This is a genomic window from Peribacillus sp. NJ4 (genome assembly GCF_030348345.1).
Taxonomy (GTDB): Bacteria; Bacillota; Bacilli; order Bacillales; family DSM-1321; genus Peribacillus.
This window is the reverse complement of the sequence record NZ_JAUCFQ010000001.1, coordinates 2,847,133-2,865,042: the sequence shown is the minus strand read 5'-3', so window position 1 is coordinate 2,865,042 and position 17,910 is coordinate 2,847,133. Positions and strand designations below refer to the sequence as shown.

Here is a 17,910-nt window from a genome sequence, read left to right as displayed (position 1 = left end):
AAGGGCTGTGATTCCTAATTCTAACTTAATTGAAGATACCCCAATTGGAGTTGCTTAGAAATCTCTAATTCGATTTTTCAGTTTAAGTTCTTCAATATTTTCAATAATTTACACACCATGGATTAAACAAATAAATTGTAATCTAATAATATTAATTGATTTAATATTTTTTGAATAATTTTACAATTTCGATAGTAGGGAATATAATAATCCTATAAACATTTTGCAAAAAAATATTTTAAATGTTTTGGAGTAAAGAGTTTTTTTGATTAGAGAAGCAAGAATAGGTTTAATAATGAAAAGTCATGGGAGGAAATTTATATGGCAAAATTTACTGTAGGTAATGAAAATCATGCTCCAATTGAACTTTATTATGAGGACCATGGTTCAGGGAAACCCGTTGTCTTAATACATGGTTGGCCTTTGAGTGGACGCTCTTGGGAATATCAGGTGCCAGCTCTTATTGAAGCAGGTTACAGAGTCATAACATATGATCGTCGAGGATTTGGAAAATCATCTCAGCCGTGGGAAGGATATGAATATGAGACATTTGCTTCTGATTTACATAAACTGTTAGAACATTTAGATCTTCAAAATGTTACACTTGTTGGTTTTTCTATGGGTGGAGGTGAGGTAGCTCGATACATTAGTACGTATGGAACAGATCGTATTGAAAAGGCTGTTTTTGCTGGAGCAGTTCCTCCTTATTTATACAAATCAGAGGATAATCCTGAAGGAGCATTAGATGATGCAACAATTGAAGAATTCAAAAGTGGCGTGATAAATGACCGCCTTGCATTTCTTGACAAATTTACGAAGGGATTTTTCGCGGCGGGTAATCAAACAGATTTAGTTAGTGAGCCATTCCGTTTATATAATCGGGATATTGCAGCTAGTGCCTCACCTAAGGGAACGCTCGATTGTATAACGGCCTTTAGTAAGACAGATTTTAGAAAGGACTTGGAAAAGTTCAATATACCTACTCTTATTATTCACGGTGACTCTGATGCAACTGTACCTTTTGAGTTAAGTGGAAAACGTACATATGATTCCATTCCTGGTAGTAAGCTCGCTCTAATAAAGGGTGGTCCACATGGATTAAACGCAACTCATCCAAAAGAATTTAATGAAGCGTTACTAACATTTTTAAAAGATTAATAAAGTAATGACAGTTTTACTTAAATGAGAAAGAGCATTCTTTGTTTTTTATAAGGTTGTAGAAAAAATCTTAATAATATCGTATGAATCAGGTGTGGAATAACTCCTTATCCATATTCACTTTAGTTGAAAAAACAGCACAAAAGGATCTTCGTTTGGGGCTGTTGACAAATACCCCTTTAAAAAAAAAAGATGAACATCTACTGAATGTAGTGTTTATCTTCTTTTTTGTTTACTATAAGCTGTGTCCGGTTATGAGATTCTTTACCATGCGATTCAACCAACTTTTGTTCTTTTTCTACATCTATGTTTCCATCAGGGTAAACCTTAGACAATTCTTGAACAGTATACTTTTCTGGATATTTTTTGAATTCTTCTACCAATCGCTTATTAATGACGGATGTTTCTATGTCTGGGTGTGTTACGATAACAAGAGTTTTCAAAGATTTGTCCTCCTTAAGTATTATTTATTTTGAGTATAAAGTTTATACTGCAATTATGTAAGTATGCACTTTTAGTACAGGTACTTTCATAAAGGAGAGTGTTACCCCAAGCTTTTCGGGTCGCAACTGTAGTTTTAAACCTATTATAAAAAAGTTAAACCGTTTATAAAAAGATGAATCGAAATGATTTTAATTTCGGTTTTTCTTATTGAATTAAACCAGCTAATAGTTTGTCAACATTTTTCAATAAAAAGATAAAAACATACGTGATATACTAAAAATAGGCATACCAAATAACCTTCCTTCAGACTCTTATTTGGAAGGTTTTGTTCTATTTAGTTAAATATAAATTTTAAACAATATCTTGGAAAGTCATTTTGTTCTTTAATAGAGCGAAAATCCAGTGTAAGAGCTTATTTACACAGGCTATGACGGCTACCTTATAAGGCTTTCCTTCCTCGCGCTTCTTGTCATAAAACACGCGTAGCTTCTTATTTCGAGGGATAATTTCATCAGTTGTCTTAGACTTCCGGCAGTCACGAATAGCACAACGAACTGCCATATATAAGGCGTGTCGAAGTCTGCTAGAACCTCTTTTAGTGATTCTGTTTTTGGTAGCTGTAAACTTACCAGATTCGAATACACTAGGATCAACTCCAGAGAAAGCTACAAGTTTTTTAGGATGATTAAATCGATCTATCTCACCAATTTCAGAAATAATCGTTGCTGCGATCTTTTCTCCGATACCTGGGATAGATTTGATGATAGTATATTCTTCAATTTCTTTAGCAAGGGCGTCTATCTCTGCCTCTAACTTTGATAGATGCTCTTTGTACTGAAGAAGAATATTTATATACATACCAAGGCTTAAAATATGACTCTGATAGACTGTCTTTTCAAAAGGATTACGAGCTGCCGCAGCTTTAAGCTGAATCGCTTTTTCATTTGCCCATTTAATTGATCTACTCTTGCATAACTCAAATATCCTTGCTGTAATTGCTTTTTCACTTGCCTTCAAAATGTCCTCTGAAGAGGGGAACTCTAAAAGAGTTAAGAGTGACACCACAGAATATAAATCTCCAAAAACTCCTTTATATTCAGGAAACACTTGTTCAAGCACTGCCTGAAATTGAAGCTTTGTTTAAATCATAACGCCAGTTATGTTTTCATGTTGTCTTGTGAGATTACGAAGGTTCAATAACTGGACTCCACGCTTTTTATATGGCTCTAACTCTTCTTTATAAAACAACTCACAGAGAAGATAGGCATCAATCGCATCTGTTTTTACCTTTCTTAAGCTTGATCCTCTTGCCTTATATGAAATCAATGGATTAATGATTATCAATAAATATCCTCGTTCTTCCAAGTAATGAACGACTGGAGTTTGATAATGTCCAGTGGCTTCTAAAACGACTGAAGGCTTCTGACCAGCCTCTTTCTTTACATCCTCAAGAAACGCTACAAGTAAATTAAGCCCCTCAACAGTATGAGTTATTTTAAAACTCTTTTGATAAGGTTTACCCTTATCCAAAAATGCTTGAACCTGACTTTCCCCTTTTGAAATATCCAGACCAACGACTGGATTCATTCTAAATCTCCTCCTAATCTAGTGGATTACCGGTACCCCTATTTCTCCTTGCAGTGTCACAGCTTCGCTTGTAATACGAGATCTACGTCCCAACCAGCCTAATCATGTTTCTACAAGTAGGGGGCAAACTGTTTAGTTAACGGGGTCTATCCCCATGAGCAGGTACGTTTTGCCCCGGCTACCGTTATAATAAAACCATATAAAAAATGGTCAACCAGAATATTTTCTGGTTGACCTTATAATACGAAAGGGGCAGGATAGTTCCATAAGAAAATAGAAGGGATTTACATTTTTTTGAAGAAGTATTGTCTTTACCTAGTTAAAATTAAATATAATGAGGTGAAGAGATTAAAAGATTAATTATTATATGCGTACTATTAGTTGTAACTGGTTCTATATGGATGATATATGGAACTGAAAAGATGAAATTTCCAAGCACTTCAACGGTTAAACAGGGTAAGGAAGAGTTTTCACCAAAAGGATTATCTCCAGGTAGCGAGTCTGAGTACGATATTAATATGGAAATGGATGTAGAAGGAAACTTTAAAATCCATTCAACTACTTCAATAAAGAATATCTCTACTGATAAATGGGAACAGTTAGTGTTTTATATTCCAAATATGTTTACTGAAACTAATTCATACTTAGAAAAACCATCTACTGTTAAAGTCGAAAGCATAAATCTTGATGGAAAAACAGTAAAGTTCAATCTTGAAAAGGATACGTTAACAGTTCCTTTAAATGAAAAATTAGAACCAAATCAAAATGTAGTTGTGGACATTAAGTATGAATTCACTCTTCCAGAGAAGGGTCTAAGATTTACTAAAAATGAAAATAATTATTTTTTAGCACAATGGTATCCTATGATTGCCACATATAGAAACCATAAATGGAATAAGGAAGCGTATCGGCTTAAAGGTGAGACCTATCATACTGCATTTAGTGATTTCAAAATACAATACAAATTGCCAAAAGATTTAACCATAATTTCATCCAGCGATAATGATAGGTATCCAAGTAAACGTACAGGCGTTTTAGAAGAGGAAAACTTAAAAGATTTTTATATTTCATTATTGAAGGAACCGAATGTGATCCAAAAGAAGACAGATGACATTAAAATAAGAGTATTTGGGGTTGATGAAAGGAAAGAATTACATAAAGAAATAAGCGAGATGGCTATTGAAGCAATGAATTACTTTCAAGATACTATTGGACCTTATCCTCATAAGCAACTGGATATTATTTTAGATGAATTAGGAATGGAATATCCAGGTGTAGTAACAGCTGGTTCTATTTATAATCGTCTTGAAAGTCCTGAACATCTAAAGCGTATAGTCGTTCACGAAATTGCTCATCAATGGTTTTATGGGGTTATAAGTAATGATCCTTATCACGATGCCTGGCTGGATGAAGGTATAACAGACCTCGCTACTTTGTTGTTTTATGCAAATCAAGGTAATGATATTTCCTTTGATGAAGAGCTCTTTAAGGAATTAACTTTACCTGTAAACTTACCACTAGATAAATACTCTTCTAACGACCAGAGTAATTATATTTATGGGAAATCTTCCACAATGCTCTGGAAAGTTTTTCAGGAAAATGGCGGGGAATTAAAAGCTGAAGATTTTCTCGAAAATTATTATGACCATTATCAATATAAAGAAGTAGATACTCAAGAGTTTGTAAGATTTTCAAAATACTATTTGAACTTAAAAGATGACGTCTATTTTAAAGATTGGATTTTATTAGATGAATGACAACGAGAATTTACATTAAAGTCATTTAATATAACTCATTTATTTCCTTGGATCAACTAACGGGTGGTTAGCTGAAGATCAGAGCTGTCTTTAAGGCAGCTCTTTTTTTATGCAACTATCGGGCAGGTTAGTTGAAGAACAGGTAATAAAATTTCTATGTCGAATTAGTAACAAATGGGGTGATTAATTTTGATACATGTAAAAAGTTTGGAACAAAGTGAGAATGATTTAGATTTTTTAACGGATATGATGTATGAAGCTATTTATATTCCTGAAAATAAGCCACCTAAAGAAGAACTGTTAAATTTACCACATATCAAAAAATATAGTGAGGGATGGGGACGAAAAGGTGATAGAGCAATAATTGCTTTTGAGGATAATTTACCTGTTGGTGCTGCATGGTATCGACTATTTGCAGAAAATCAAAAAGGTTATGGATATGTTGATGATAATACTCCTGAACTAGGTATAGCTGTAATTAATAAAGTAAGAGGTAAGGGAATAGGTAACCTGCTTATGGAAAAGTTATTTGAAACAGCTTCTAGAGATGGTTATACATCACTATCTTTGAGCGTTGACCCTAAAAACACTAAGGCTGTACAACTTTATAAGAAACTTGGATTTGAACAATGTGATTCATCAGGAACATCTTGGACAATGATATATAACGTCTCTTCCAGTTAGAAATTTTCAACTAACGGGTGCGTTAGCTGAAGATCCGAGCTGTCTTTAAGGCAGCTTTTTCTTATGCAACTATCGGGGCAGTTTTGTTTAAGAAGGAATTTTTAATAGATGTGTCATATATTGTAAGATAGGAGGGGGATGAAAAACTGGATCTATGAAATTGAGTTGGAGTATGTTTATTAATATTTATTGGGTTACTAGTATTGGGTATGTTGTAAGTAATTCATTAAGGGATAATAATAAAAATGACTTGCCACATAAGTACCCAAATAAAGAGAAATGGAGGTGGGTGTTAAAAGAAAAAACTATGATATTGAATACCATCTAAAATTATTAGTAGATGAGGTCAAGGCTCATGATAAGACAGTTCTTAAAATTGGCGATCCCCAATCTCTGGGAATTTTCTTATCGTGTTAAATCCGCATTTTCTAAATTAACGATTAGGAAGTGAAGAAATGAGTAAATCGGAAAAAGAAGTTTTAGAAATAGCTGCTAGAGATGGCTTGCTTCTAAACCAGGATTCTTTAGAGTTTAATGAATCAGGGGTGGACTTTCAAGTAGTATTTGCAGTTGACCAACAAGAAAACGAATGGGTGCTGCGATTACCTAGACGTGAAGATGTTATGCCACGAACAGCGGAAGAGAAAAAAGCATTAGATTTGGTGAAAGAGCATATCACTGTTTTTGAAGCCCCGAATTGGAAGATTTATACCAACGAATTGATTGCATATAAAAAATTAAATGGAATACCGGCAGGTACGATAGACCACGAGATTCAAAGTTATGTCTGGGAACTTGATATCAATAATGTGCCAGATTGTTTTTACAATACACTTGGTAAAGCACTAGTAGCTTTACATAATGTTCCAATAGAAAAGGCGATGAATGTTGGATTGACTGTTCATACACCTGAAGAAGCAAGAGAGTCAATGAAAGAACGAATGAATGCTGTGAGAGAAGAATTTGGCGTGGGTGATACACTGTGGACTCGGTGGCAGCAATGGTTACAGAATAATGAAATGTGGTCGATGAAAACAGGACTCATTCATGGCGATGTACATGCAGGACACATTTTGATTGATAAGGAAGGAAATGTAACTGGTTTAATTGATTGGACTGAAGCGAAGGTATCAGATGTATCGAATGATTTTGCTGTACTTTACAGGACATTTGGAGAAGATGGTCTCGAATTGTTAATCAATGCCTATAAAGAAGCAGGTGGATATGTGTGGCCTAAAATGAAAGAGCATATTATTGAATTAGAGGCAGCATATCCAGTTGCGATTGCAGAATTTGCCATTGTATCTGGTAGTGATGAGTATTTCCAAATGGCAAAGCAGGCATTGCAAATAATCGATGCATAGTCATGTCTATAAGAATAAACAATTTATAGATATGGATTTAAAATAAAGTCACTATGCTTTTGCTCTAGATTATTTGTCTGGAGCTTTTTCTTTGATTCATGAAGAAAGTAGAATTTAAGTGAAATTAATGAGTTCTTGTTCAACTAACAGGTGCGTTAGCTGAAGATCGGAGCTGTCTTTAAGGCAGCTTTTTCTTATGCAACTATCGGGGCAGGATAGTTAAATACAAATAAAGTTATTTAAGAATGCCAATTCTCTTATTCAATAATAGGGCCAGATAATGGAATAAACTAAAAGGACAGTTAGATATGGTTCCTTTATCACACAACCATACAGTTGCTTACATTTGACGAGCAACCGTAACTGCAGGGTTGCTTATATTCAAGGAGGTAAAACATGGATTACATTTCACCGAAAGAAGCGGTGTTAAAGGTGAAACGGTGGCCTAAAGATACCATAGCGGCGGGTCGTCGTCATACCGTAGGGCTTAAATCTGATGGAACGGTGACGGCGGTGGGTGATAATAAATATGGCCAATGTAATGTAAGCGGCTGGCGCGATATTGTGGCGGTCGCGGCTGGTAATGTTCATATGGCGACGAACACGGGTAATGCTCATACAATCGGTCTTAAATCTGACAGTACTGTGGCGGCTGTGGGTTGGAATGAGTATGGCCAATGTAATGTAAGTGATTGGCGCGATATTGTGGCGATTGCGGCGGGTTGTGCCCATACCGTCGGCCTTAAATCGGACGGCACGGTGGTTGCTGTGGGTGATAATGAATATGGCCAATGCGATGTAAGCGGCTGGCGCGGCATCCAACTGCCCGGCAATTAACGAGTTAATGAGCATTGCTTCAGAAATAAGGCTATTCCATTAAAGGGCGCGATTCTTTAATAAGAATCGCTTTTCTTAATGAACTAACGGTTGCGTTACTTCATTACCAGGAGCTGATTAGCAGCTCCTTTTCTTATGCAACAAACGGGGCAGCATTCCTGTAATAACTGAAAATGAGGTTTGAACGAAAAAAGACCTCTTGATAAGATGAATGTGTCCTGAGCTGGCCAGCTAAAAAGGACAATACATCTATTTGGAGGTCTCACAATGAATTATAACCAAAATCATAAAATCTCTCAAATTACTTCTGAAACCTTAATTGTCGGAGTGGATATAGCCAAGCACAATCATGTCGCGAGAGCACAAGATTTTAGAGGATTGGAACTAGGTAAAACGTGTTTCTTTGAAAATACGAAAGCAGGATTTCATTCGTTTCTAGATTGGATTACCCAACTTGTTAAAGGGTGTAAGTTAAATCAAGTGATTGTAGGGATGGAGCCAACCGGTCACTACTGGTTAAATCTAGCTCATCTTCTAAAAGAGAATAATATTAAGTTCGTATCAGTCAATCCACTACATGTTATACGAAGTAAAGAATTAGACGATAATTCACCTACAAAGAATGACGTGAAAGATGCAAAAGTCATCGCACAGTTAGTCAAAGACGGAAGATACGCCGACCCAACAATTCCACGAGGAATTTATGCAGAACTCCGAGTGGCCAAAAAACTTCGCGATCTTCTCAACGTTGATTTACAGGTCGTTCAGGGACAAGTTCATAACTGGCTTGATCGTTACTTTCCCGAATTTTTGACGGTGTTCAAAAGTTGGGAAGGCAAGGCAGCTATTCATTTTCTAAAGCTAGAAGCCTTGCCACATGAACTTGTAAAGTATACGGATGAAGAGCTCTTACTTTCCCTAAGACAAGTGGTAAAACGCAGTATAGGCTTAAAGAAGATACGAGCACTTAAAGAAGCAGCCAATCGTTCGATTGGTATTCGTCAAGGGGCAGCTATGGCGAAATTAGAGTTGAGAGCTTTACTAGAGAAGTATGATTTTATTCAAATGAAATTCGAAGAAATAGATCATCAATTAGATCAGTTATTAGACCATATCCCAGGTGTCACACAGATGTTAGAGGTGTCAGGAATCGGTCGAGATACAGTAGCAGGGTTTTTCGCAGAGGTCGGCGACCTCAGAGACTATCAACATCCTCGCCAAATCGTAAAATTAGCAGGTTTAAGTTTAAAAGAAAACACATCCGGAAAGCACAAAGGTCAGACCAAGATTACCAAACGGGGACGAAAGAAATTAAGGGCTCTCTTATTCCGGGCAGCCATGATACTGGTGGCAAAGAACAAGGCTTTTAAAGCTCTTCATATATATTACACAACACGTTCTCACAATCCCTTAAAGAAAATGCAATCTCTGATAGCTTTGTGTAACAAGCTTATTCGAATTCTGTTTTCAATCGGTAAAAAACAATTTACGTTTCAAGAAGACAAGATGTTAAAGGATATCCCTCATATGGCAACATTTGTAGACCATCAAACAGTCGCATAGTTCATTGAATTTTAAGGTTACACGGTCATTTAATTAACACTTATTTAAAAGTGAAGCACGGATTAGTCGGCAAAGCAACTAACGTGAGGACTTAGATCCTGTGGGGCAGCATGACCGACATCCACCTCATGGAAAGGTTGAACGAAGGAATGTAGGAGCATCGACTCTGTGAGACATGGGAGGGTTGACCTCCATGAGACATGTGGATATCCTAAAGTGCGATCATGACATCACTTTAACCAATTTTTTCCTATGATTGGCTAGTTTAGCATGCACTTTTTTCGGTAAATCCCTATTCTTGAGGAGTATTGCCGAGCTTACATAGATAACGGTTATTGATATGACTATGAAATCCTAAGAATTCTAGAGCAATCGTGAGATTGTGTTTAGTTTCTTGAGGGAGTTTAGTTTAATAAGACTTTTAGAATCAAACTACCAGTTGAAACCTTTTTAGGAAAAATCTCGTATATAGATTTAGGGAAATGTTTTTTTAGAATAGGAGGAACAGGTTATGTTAGGGGATATTATATATCAAGTTATTGTTTTCGGAGGTATAGCATTAATTTTAGGTGTTTTTGGTTATTTATTTTTTAAGAAGACCAAGAAAAGCTAATTAAATTTCTAATTCAAGTAACGGGTGCTTTACTTCATTAAGAAATAGTAAAATGGAAGAGGTTTTGTATGAGAATTAATGAGAATGAGAAAAAGAATTTATGGAAATCTTTAATAAATAATGGTTCTTGAGTGCCCTTTTTGTTATGTTAATAGGAATTATAGTTTTGATTTATGTACTAATCTAATATACTTGTTCAACGTGTGGCTTTACTTCAATAAAGAGTAAAGCCTTTTTCTTATTCAATGAGCACATCTCTCTTATTAAACAAAACAAGCTAAGTTTGTGATTTAATACACTTAAACTAACGGGTGCGTTAGCTGAAGATCGGAGCTGTCTTTAAGGCAGCTTTTTCTTTATGCAACTAACGGAGCAGTTTAGTTTAATAACAGTTGAATAAACCAGTATGAAATCCTTACTTCTATGCAGGAAGTAAGGGTTTTTTGTTGAATGATTAAATTAGAATATTATGGAACTTCTATATAATTGAGTAGGAGAGATTAAAATGTCCTTTAAGAAGGTTAAAAAAGAATTTAAGCTTGTTGGATTAAAAGGTAGTGGGGAGTTTGTTAACTTTGATAATGAAGTCCCATTGCTTGCAAAGCAACTTTTAAGTCGCTCAAACGAAATCCTAAATTCAACAGAAACTGAAATTGCATTATTTGAACCTAAAAAGAATGAGGAACATAGGATAGGTCATTATTATGTAGGGCTAGTCGTAAGTGAGAAATTAAATGAAGTACCATCAGGAATGGATTATATTGAAACGGTTAAAAGTTACGTAACAACAAGAGGAAATATTTCGAATTTGGGAGTACTTCATTTGAATTTATTGAATTGGGCAGAAGAACAAGATTATCAAAGAGATCTTGATTCTTATATAATAGAGACCTATCACCCTATGGTGGAAGGAGAAGAAGAGGTACAGATTTACTTACCAATTCAAGCTTAAAAGTGATAAATCAAAAACTTCTTCAACATACAGAGAGTTTAGTTGAATAAAATAACATTAATAAAAAGGGGAAATATGTATAAGGTATAGAAAGTAATATTGAAAGTTATTGAAGGGAGAAAAGTAAGATGAGTGAAAAACTATTAAGAGTAGGAACTACTTATATCCCAGTCACCAATGTTGAACTTTCTACAGAATGGTATGTAATTAATTTAGGTGCTGAGTTAAGTTATAAGGATGATGATAAAGCAATTCTTAACCTTGCAAATCAAAGCATCTTCTTAGTTAAATCAAATATGGACCAAACCTCAAATTTCTATGATGTTTATGGTCAGGAACGTTTCTCGATGACATTTGAAGTTAATGGATTAAGTGCATTAGAATCGTTACATAATGAATTTGTTAATAAAGAAATGAGAGTTGGAGAAATTGAAGATAGGGGACACTCAGGAAGGAACTTTGTTTTCTTCGATCTAGATGGAAACAAATTCGATGTTTGGAGTGAATTAAGTCCAAGTTTCAAAGACAAATTCTTAATTAACCAATAAAAATATCTTGGTGCAATAATCAAAAAAGATTATTGCATTTTTTTCTTTTTATGGTGTATTCCTATATTAGTTGAAGATGAATTTAAAAGATAATTATGTGAAACATTTCACTTAAACTAACGGGTGCGTTTCTTTAAAAAGGAATGCTCTTTTCGTATCCAATTAAAAGGAAGTAAATGTTATTATTATATTAAAGATGGTTGCTCTTCTATTATAGGTGGAGAAAGCTTTAATACGATATATACTACAATATTAACTTTGGAGGCACACCACTGCAATAAGACTTATAACGAAATTAAGTTCTTGATATATCCCGTCAAGGACAATTATGAAACAGTGCTTTAATAAAGGAGTTGTATAAAATGAATGAAAATAAAGGTACAGAAATAAAACGCTTTTCAAAAGCAGAAAACATTCTACCTCAGATCAATAGTAAAACTAAGCTAGGCGACTTACGAAAAATCGCGAAGGACATTAAAAAAGATCACGAACTAGCTATGGAACTTTGGTCAACCGAAGAGTTTTTGCCCAGACTATTAGCAATCTTAATTATGGACAAAAAACTTCTTTCACAAGATGTGCTAAATAAGCTTGATAAGGATATGCAGACTCACACTTTTGATGAGCGAAATAACTTAATGGATTGGTTAATGGCTAATCAGCTCACCAAAGACAAGAAGAAAATTGCATTGATGGAGTCATGGGAAAATAGTCCTTCTGCTCTGCAAAGGCGAGCTTTCTGGTATTATCAAGGGCGATTGAGATGGACTGGACAAACACCGCCTGATAACACCGCATACTTGCTATCTGCATTAGAAGCTAATATTACGCAGGAAGAACCGGAAGTTCAATGGGCTATGAATTTCACCGCAGGCTGGATAGGCGTTTATGATGAAAAGAATCGTGCACGTTGTATTAAACTTGGTGAGAAAACGGGTCTTTACAAAGATGAAATAGTAGCAAAAGGATGTACTCCCAGCTATTTGCCGGAGTTCATTACAATTGAAGTTAACAAACGACATAATAATTTCCACACTTCCTAGTCGTTTGAGTACGCTAACTGTATCCCTTGATGAATTAAAATTGTCAAAAACATATAGGGAAAATAGCTGGAATGTACGTCAGCTTATTCATCATATTGTCGATAGCCATCTAAATGGTTATATGCGAATGAAATTAGCTTTGACGAAAGAAAATCCAGTGGTTAAAACGTATGAAGAAAGTGAATGGGCAAAGCTAACAGATTATGATCTGCCTGTTAAAGTTTCTTTGCAGCTATTGGAAAGTCTTCATGAACGCTGGACATATTTACTTGAAAATTTAACAGCTCCCCAATTACAGCTTACATATCAATATCCTGATGGTAGTAAAATGCGAATTGAACAAAGTATCGCACTTTACGCATGGCATGGTAACCACCATTTTGCACATATGCAACTAGCTTTAAATAATTAATATTAGAGTACATTTTTGGAATATCAAAGTGCATGGTAATTCAAGAGGGATATCCAATTATACCAGTTAATAGAAGCTGATTGATATTCAATTATCGGGCGCGATTGTGGAAAAAGCTCCTCTTCTTCTTCTTCAACTAACGGGTGCGTTCGTATTATAAGGTTAGCCAGTTTTTACTGGTTGACCTTTTTTTAATAGAATCTATTATATCAGTAGCCAGGGTAGGACGTACGGGTGCGTGGGACTTGATCCCGTGAACTAAACAGTCCGCCCCCTATTTGTAGAAACATGTTTGAGGCTGGTTGGGACGTAGATCTCGTATAACAAGCGAAGCTATGACACTACATGGAGGACTAGGGGTACTGGTAAGTATGTAGAGGAGGGAAAAACAATGAATCCAGTTGTTGGTCTGGATGTGGCAAAAGGAGAGAGTCAAGTTCAGGCATTTTTAGATCAATCTAAACCGTATGGGAAGAGCTTTTCAATGAAGCACATCAAAGAGGAATTAGATCATTTTTTAGACTTTTTAAAAGAGATTGAAGAGGTGACAGGGCAGATGCCTATGGTCATTTTAGAATCTACAGGGCATTACCATACTCCTGTTATTCAATACTTGGAGGAACAAGGGATTCTATATATCTTACTAAATCCGATTATTTCTTATCAGGCAAAGAAGACCAGTTTACGGAAGGTAAAAACAGACGCTATCGATGCGTACCAGTTGTGTGTGCTGTATTACAAAGAGGATTTTGAACCTCATAAAATTAGAGGAATTCAGCTATTAGACCTTCGGAATTTGTCCAGACAACAGGAAATCGTAACGAATATGTATGTGGAAGCTAAACTTCAGTTTCACACCATTTTAGATCAAGTGTTTCCTGAATACCGGAAGGTTTTTGGGGATCTATATTCAAGGGTTTCTTTATTGATATTAAAGGAATATCCCACTTCAGAGGTGGTGTTAACAGCCGGGGAAAGTAAACTAGCAGAGAGTGTTATAGAGTTCTGTCCTAGCCGATCGGGTCAATGGGCATGGAAAAAAGCCAAAAAAATAATGGACTCCGCATCTCGAAATCCATACCAAAAAAATGTGTATCAAAGTCACGTAATCAATCTTCGTATGTATATTGAGTTGCTTTTTCATTACCAGGGACACCTCTCTGATTTGGAAGATCGTATAGTGGCCCTGGCAAATGAAATTGAGGAATATAAGATCATCCAATCGATTCCAGGTATCGGAGAAAAAATCGCAGCCACAATTATTTCTGAAATTGGTGAAATCGATCGGTTTAATCATCCGAAAAGACTGGTTGCCTTCGCTGGAATAGATCCAAGTGTTCACTCATCGGGTAAGTATACGGCAACCATTAATCGTATTACTAAAAGAGGTTCGAGCAGACTACGTCATTCCCTGTATCTTGCCGTGCTATGCGGCATAAGGAGTTCAAGAAACAAAAAGCTTAAAGCTTTCATTGATAAGAAAAAATCAGAAGGAAAGCCAGCCAAAGTGGCGATCGTTGCCTGTATGAATAAACTTCTTCATTGGATTTACGCTTTATTAAAGAGAAAAGAAGCATTCCTAGATTTAGCCTGATTAACGGTTTTGTGAAACAGAGAAAAATCCTTCCAAAAGGGTTTTGGAGGGTTATTTGTCATGAACAAAAATAGTATATCATAAGGGAAATGAAAATTTTAGAGAAAGATATTGACATCCTATTAGCTGGTTTAGTTCTTTAAAGAGCTGTGATGAACAGCTCTTTTCTTATGGAGCTACGGGGCAGATTATTTTAATAAGAAAATGATAAAATGATGTAAGCAAGGAAAAGTGAGGCGACCAATTTGAGAATAGAATTTGCAACAAATGAAGAGATTGAAAAACTATATACAAAGTATAAAAAATTCAACACACATCTTCTCGAGGAGCCAAGAAAGGTGTTTCCCTATATTGGTATTATGGATGTATATAATCGAGTTCTTACAGAGCAAGAGGCACAAGATTTACTAGGTTATGAGCAGCATCATTTAAAGTATGGTTCCAGATTTATAAGTGCCTTAACTCAGATTTATCGTACAGATAATGAAGTATTTGTTCTTTTCAATAAAAAAGGATTAAGCAAAGAACAATTCAAATTCATTCTAGGCTCCTTAAATCGGATGGAGGCTAGTATTTTTAGAAAGATGTTTGCTATCAACAAGGGCATATACAAAATTGGTGATGAAGAGGCACTTAAGTTTCTGGTTAACCTTTCAGTTGAAGAATTGTATTTTTCGAATTTTTTCTTTCCTTCTCTTGATACAGTTTTTATAGGAAATTATGACCTATGTTTCCCTGTGTATAGCAAGACAAAAGAAGGATTTGAGAAATGCCGTGAGATTATCGAAAGAAATGAGTTATTTATTCGAGAGTAATCATAAAATGTACAAATTTGACAAGCTGGATACTGATAAAGTTATTGCAGTTCTTATTCCTACTAACTATTGCGTTAGCTTAAGATCGGAGCTGTCTTAAGGCAGCTTTTTCTTTATGCAACTATAGGGGCAGATTTGTGAAAGAATGATTGTTAAACATTGATTACGGAAAATTGTTATAAGAGGTGATTTTATGGATACTTCAAGTTATATATTTTTAGCAATTTATTGGGTCGGAATTATTATATGGTCGATTAAAAATAAGGAAAAGGCTAAGAAGGAATTACTTCAAATAAAAAATAATTGGAAGACAGGAGTATCAATATTGCTAATTGTTTTATTTCCATTTTTAGTTATGGCTTCTATGATATTTGTATTGTAGTTTGTTTTCATTGTTTAGCTCACGTGGCAGGTTAGCAAGATTGTGAAGGTTTGTACTTAAACTAACAGGTGCGTTAGCTGAAGATCGGAGCTGCCTTTAATGCAGCTTTTTCTTATGGAACTAAAGGGGCAGGTTAGTTGCATAAGGATTCAGTATAGAGGTTTTTCAAAATAGAAAAAGAATAGATAAGGATATAAGTTTTTTAGTCTGGGGGATTCATATGTCATTTGAGCAATGTCATAACATTACTTCTTTAATGTCAGGATTTAATAAAACGTGGTTCTTTGCAGGTGGTTGGGCAATTGATCTTTTTATCGGCAGAGAAACAAGACAACATCACGATATAGAGATTGCACTATTTCGAGAAGACCAATTATATCTGAAGGAATATCTTAAAGAATGGGATTTTAAAAAGGTTATTAAAGGTAAATTTTACACTTGGGAAAATGAGTTTTTAGAGTTACCTATTCACGAAATACACGCTGTGAATAATTCAAATGGAGATAAATTAGAAGTTCTTCTAAATGAAACAAAGAAAAATGATTGGAAATTCAGAAGGGATTTAACGATTTCTCACCCACTTAAGTCAGTTTGGAGTTATTCTGATACAGGCATTCCTTATCTAAATCCAGAAATTGTACTTTTATATAAAGTAAAAAACACAAGAGAAAAAGACCATCAAGACTTTATGGCGACAATAGACAATCTAAATAATCAGAGGAAAAAATGGCTTCATTATGCTATACAATTGCACGAACCAGAACACAAATGGCTTCAATTCTTAACATAATGTTATAAAGAACTAAAGGGGCAGGATAGCTCAACAAGGGTTTGTTTATTTTTATCTTTTTAAGAGAGATAATTTTATGTTTTTGGAGGGAATTATGAGGGAAATTACTTTGTCTAATGGAAAAACAGTTGAAGTCGAATGTTTAAGTTGTGCTTTAACAAGTGGGGAAATAGAGCCGGATGGTGGTGTAATAGTCGAAACTGAATATTTTCATGCTCACCAAGACGTTGCATATCCCATTAAAGGTTTAGTAATTTTAGCATCTAAACGCCATATTAAGTGCTTTGACGAGTTAAATGACTTAGAAAAGGTTGATTACATAAACTTGCTATCTAAGATTAGAAAAGCTCAAAGGGAAGTATTAGGGATTGAACATGTTTATTACTTTTATAATGAAGATACTACCCACCATTTCCATACTTGGATGGTTCCTCGATATGAATGGATGTACGATTTTGGACGTTCGGTAGAATCAGTTAGACCAGTTTTGCTCCATGCAAGAAACAAATTGAATAATGATGAAAATGTAAAAAGTGTAATTGATGGAATTAAGGCTTTAAAAAAAGAACTATACACTTAATCCTTCCTTGTCCCACTAACAGTTGCTTTCGATAAGAGAGTTGCTTTGGCAGCTCTTTTTCTTATGGCACTAACGGGGCAGTATAGTTCAATAAGGTTTCATTCCTTTCTATGGGTTATTTTGGAAAGAAATGAATTGAAGCATCATTGATTCGGAAAACGTATAAGAGGAAACTCTAAAAAAGGAATTGAAGAATTTTGGCACAGTATTTCTCTTTACTAATCTTATCATTTGTAATGCTTGTGGGAATGTCGGCTTACTTTTGGCATTTTTATAAATTGAAAAAGAAAAACCGAGATTCGTATAAGATACCGATCAAGGACATTCTTGGAGTCGCCTCTTTATTTCTCCTATCAGGGACCCTATTTGTTTATTCTTTGTTAGACCTGCCTAACGTTTTAGCTGATAAGACGAAACAATATAATGGGAACTGTGAGATCGTTATATTCAGTAACGTAAGAGGAGGACACCAGGAAGCCAACTTTGGAAACCATAGCATTTCGTTTCCTGAGAATTATCAGGGTGCAGAAGAAGGCAGCTACTACTGCGAAGTGGAGTATTATTCACGAACTGAACTGGGAAAGTCCTTGAAACTTTATCAATCAAAGGGCGGAAAACTAATAAATAATAAATAGTGTTTCATCTTCAACTAACAGGTGCGTTAGCTTAAGATCGGAGCTGTCTTTAAGGCAGCTTTTTCTTATGGAACTAAGGGGCGGGATAGTTCAAGCAGGTATTAGTAAAGCATTTGACGAAAATATAAAGAGCTTAGTAAGAAGTGCTTACA

Annotated in this window: 15 protein-coding genes and 3 pseudogenes; 16 read left to right on the top strand and 2 right to left on the bottom strand. The window is 35.2% G+C overall.

Features of this window, described 5'->3' with window-relative positions:
- The first annotated feature begins 321 nt into the window (after positions 1 to 321).
- Positions 322 to 1,158, top strand: a complete 837-nt coding sequence (locus tag QUF94_RS14235; protein WP_168242889.1) for an alpha/beta fold hydrolase — start codon at positions 322 to 324, stop codon at positions 1,156 to 1,158.
- A gap of 266 nt (positions 1,159 to 1,424) precedes the next feature.
- Here the strand turns inward: QUF94_RS14235 and QUF94_RS14230 are convergent.
- Both QUF94_RS14230 and QUF94_RS14225 read right to left on the bottom strand, forming a co-directional pair.
- Positions 1,425 to 1,601, bottom strand: a pseudogene (locus QUF94_RS14230) (NAD(P)H-dependent oxidoreductase); the annotation flags it as partial.
- Between the two features lie 352 nt (positions 1,602 to 1,953).
- Positions 1,954 to 3,189: pseudogene (locus tag QUF94_RS14225) on the bottom strand (IS110 family RNA-guided transposase).
- Between the two features lie 401 nt (positions 3,190 to 3,590).
- Between QUF94_RS14225 and QUF94_RS14220 the strand changes: the two are divergent.
- From QUF94_RS14220 to QUF94_RS14155, 15 genes and pseudogenes are all read left to right on the top strand, one after another.
- Entirely contained in the window at positions 3,591 to 4,946 is a 1,356-nt protein-coding gene (locus QUF94_RS14220; protein WP_289316432.1) for a M1 family metallopeptidase, read from the top strand.
- 189 nt (positions 4,947 to 5,135) lie between these two features.
- Positions 5,136 to 5,630 carry a GNAT family N-acetyltransferase gene (locus tag QUF94_RS14215; protein ID WP_289316431.1) on the top strand — a complete coding sequence of 165 codons (495 nt, stop codon included), beginning with the start codon at positions 5,136 to 5,138 and terminating at the stop codon, positions 5,628 to 5,630.
- A 455-nt stretch (positions 5,631 to 6,085) separates the two neighbouring features.
- Positions 6,086 to 6,994: a macrolide 2'-phosphotransferase gene (locus QUF94_RS14210; RefSeq protein ID WP_289316430.1), complete on the top strand. Its 909-nt coding sequence runs from the start codon at positions 6,086 to 6,088 to the stop codon at positions 6,992 to 6,994.
- A gap of 396 nt (positions 6,995 to 7,390) precedes the next feature.
- Positions 7,391 to 7,813: pseudogene (locus QUF94_RS14205) on the top strand (hypothetical protein); the annotation flags it as partial.
- A 285-nt stretch (positions 7,814 to 8,098) separates the two neighbouring features.
- Positions 8,099 to 9,394 carry an IS110 family RNA-guided transposase gene (locus tag QUF94_RS14200; RefSeq protein ID WP_289316429.1) on the top strand — a complete coding sequence of 432 codons (1,296 nt, stop codon included), beginning with the start codon at positions 8,099 to 8,101 and terminating at the stop codon, positions 9,392 to 9,394.
- Positions 9,395 to 9,905: 511 nt separating this feature from the next.
- Positions 9,906 to 10,007, top strand: a complete 102-nt coding sequence (locus tag QUF94_RS28800; RefSeq protein ID WP_142398510.1) for an LPXTG cell wall anchor domain-containing protein — start codon at positions 9,906 to 9,908, stop codon at positions 10,005 to 10,007.
- Between the two features lie 505 nt (positions 10,008 to 10,512).
- Positions 10,513 to 10,959, top strand: a complete 447-nt coding sequence (locus QUF94_RS14195) for a GyrI-like domain-containing protein (protein ID WP_283901944.1) — start codon at positions 10,513 to 10,515, stop codon at positions 10,957 to 10,959.
- 128 nt (positions 10,960 to 11,087) lie between these two features.
- Positions 11,088 to 11,507, top strand: a complete 420-nt coding sequence (locus QUF94_RS14190; protein WP_144554048.1) for a VOC family protein — start codon at positions 11,088 to 11,090, stop codon at positions 11,505 to 11,507.
- A gap of 362 nt (positions 11,508 to 11,869) precedes the next feature.
- A complete protein-coding gene (locus QUF94_RS14185) occupies positions 11,870 to 12,550 on the top strand; it encodes a DNA alkylation repair protein (protein WP_230163423.1) in 681 nt (226 codons plus the stop codon).
- Positions 12,510 to 12,962: a YfiT family bacillithiol transferase gene (locus tag QUF94_RS14180; protein ID WP_230163424.1), complete on the top strand. Its 453-nt coding sequence runs from the start codon at positions 12,510 to 12,512 to the stop codon at positions 12,960 to 12,962. The genes QUF94_RS14185 and QUF94_RS14180 overlap by 41 nt, the downstream gene beginning before the upstream one ends.
- Positions 12,963 to 13,353: 391 nt before the next feature.
- Positions 13,354 to 14,556 carry an IS110 family RNA-guided transposase gene (locus QUF94_RS14175; RefSeq protein ID WP_289314851.1) on the top strand — a complete coding sequence of 401 codons (1,203 nt, stop codon included), beginning with the start codon at positions 13,354 to 13,356 and terminating at the stop codon, positions 14,554 to 14,556.
- Positions 14,557 to 14,801: 245 nt separating this feature from the next.
- Positions 14,802 to 15,371 carry a hypothetical protein gene (locus QUF94_RS14170; protein ID WP_289316427.1) on the top strand — a complete coding sequence of 190 codons (570 nt, stop codon included), beginning with the start codon at positions 14,802 to 14,804 and terminating at the stop codon, positions 15,369 to 15,371.
- Between the two features lie 602 nt (positions 15,372 to 15,973).
- Complete coding sequence (locus tag QUF94_RS14165; RefSeq protein WP_289316426.1) at positions 15,974 to 16,543, top strand: nucleotidyltransferase domain-containing protein; 570 nt, start codon at positions 15,974 to 15,976, stop codon at positions 16,541 to 16,543.
- A gap of 94 nt (positions 16,544 to 16,637) precedes the next feature.
- Positions 16,638 to 17,123, top strand: a complete 486-nt coding sequence (locus QUF94_RS14160) for an HIT family protein (protein WP_134783723.1) — start codon at positions 16,638 to 16,640, stop codon at positions 17,121 to 17,123.
- Between the two features lie 278 nt (positions 17,124 to 17,401).
- Entirely contained in the window at positions 17,402 to 17,758 is a 357-nt protein-coding gene (locus tag QUF94_RS14155) for a hypothetical protein (RefSeq protein ID WP_289316425.1), read from the top strand.
- Positions 17,759 to 17,910 lie beyond the last annotated feature (152 nt).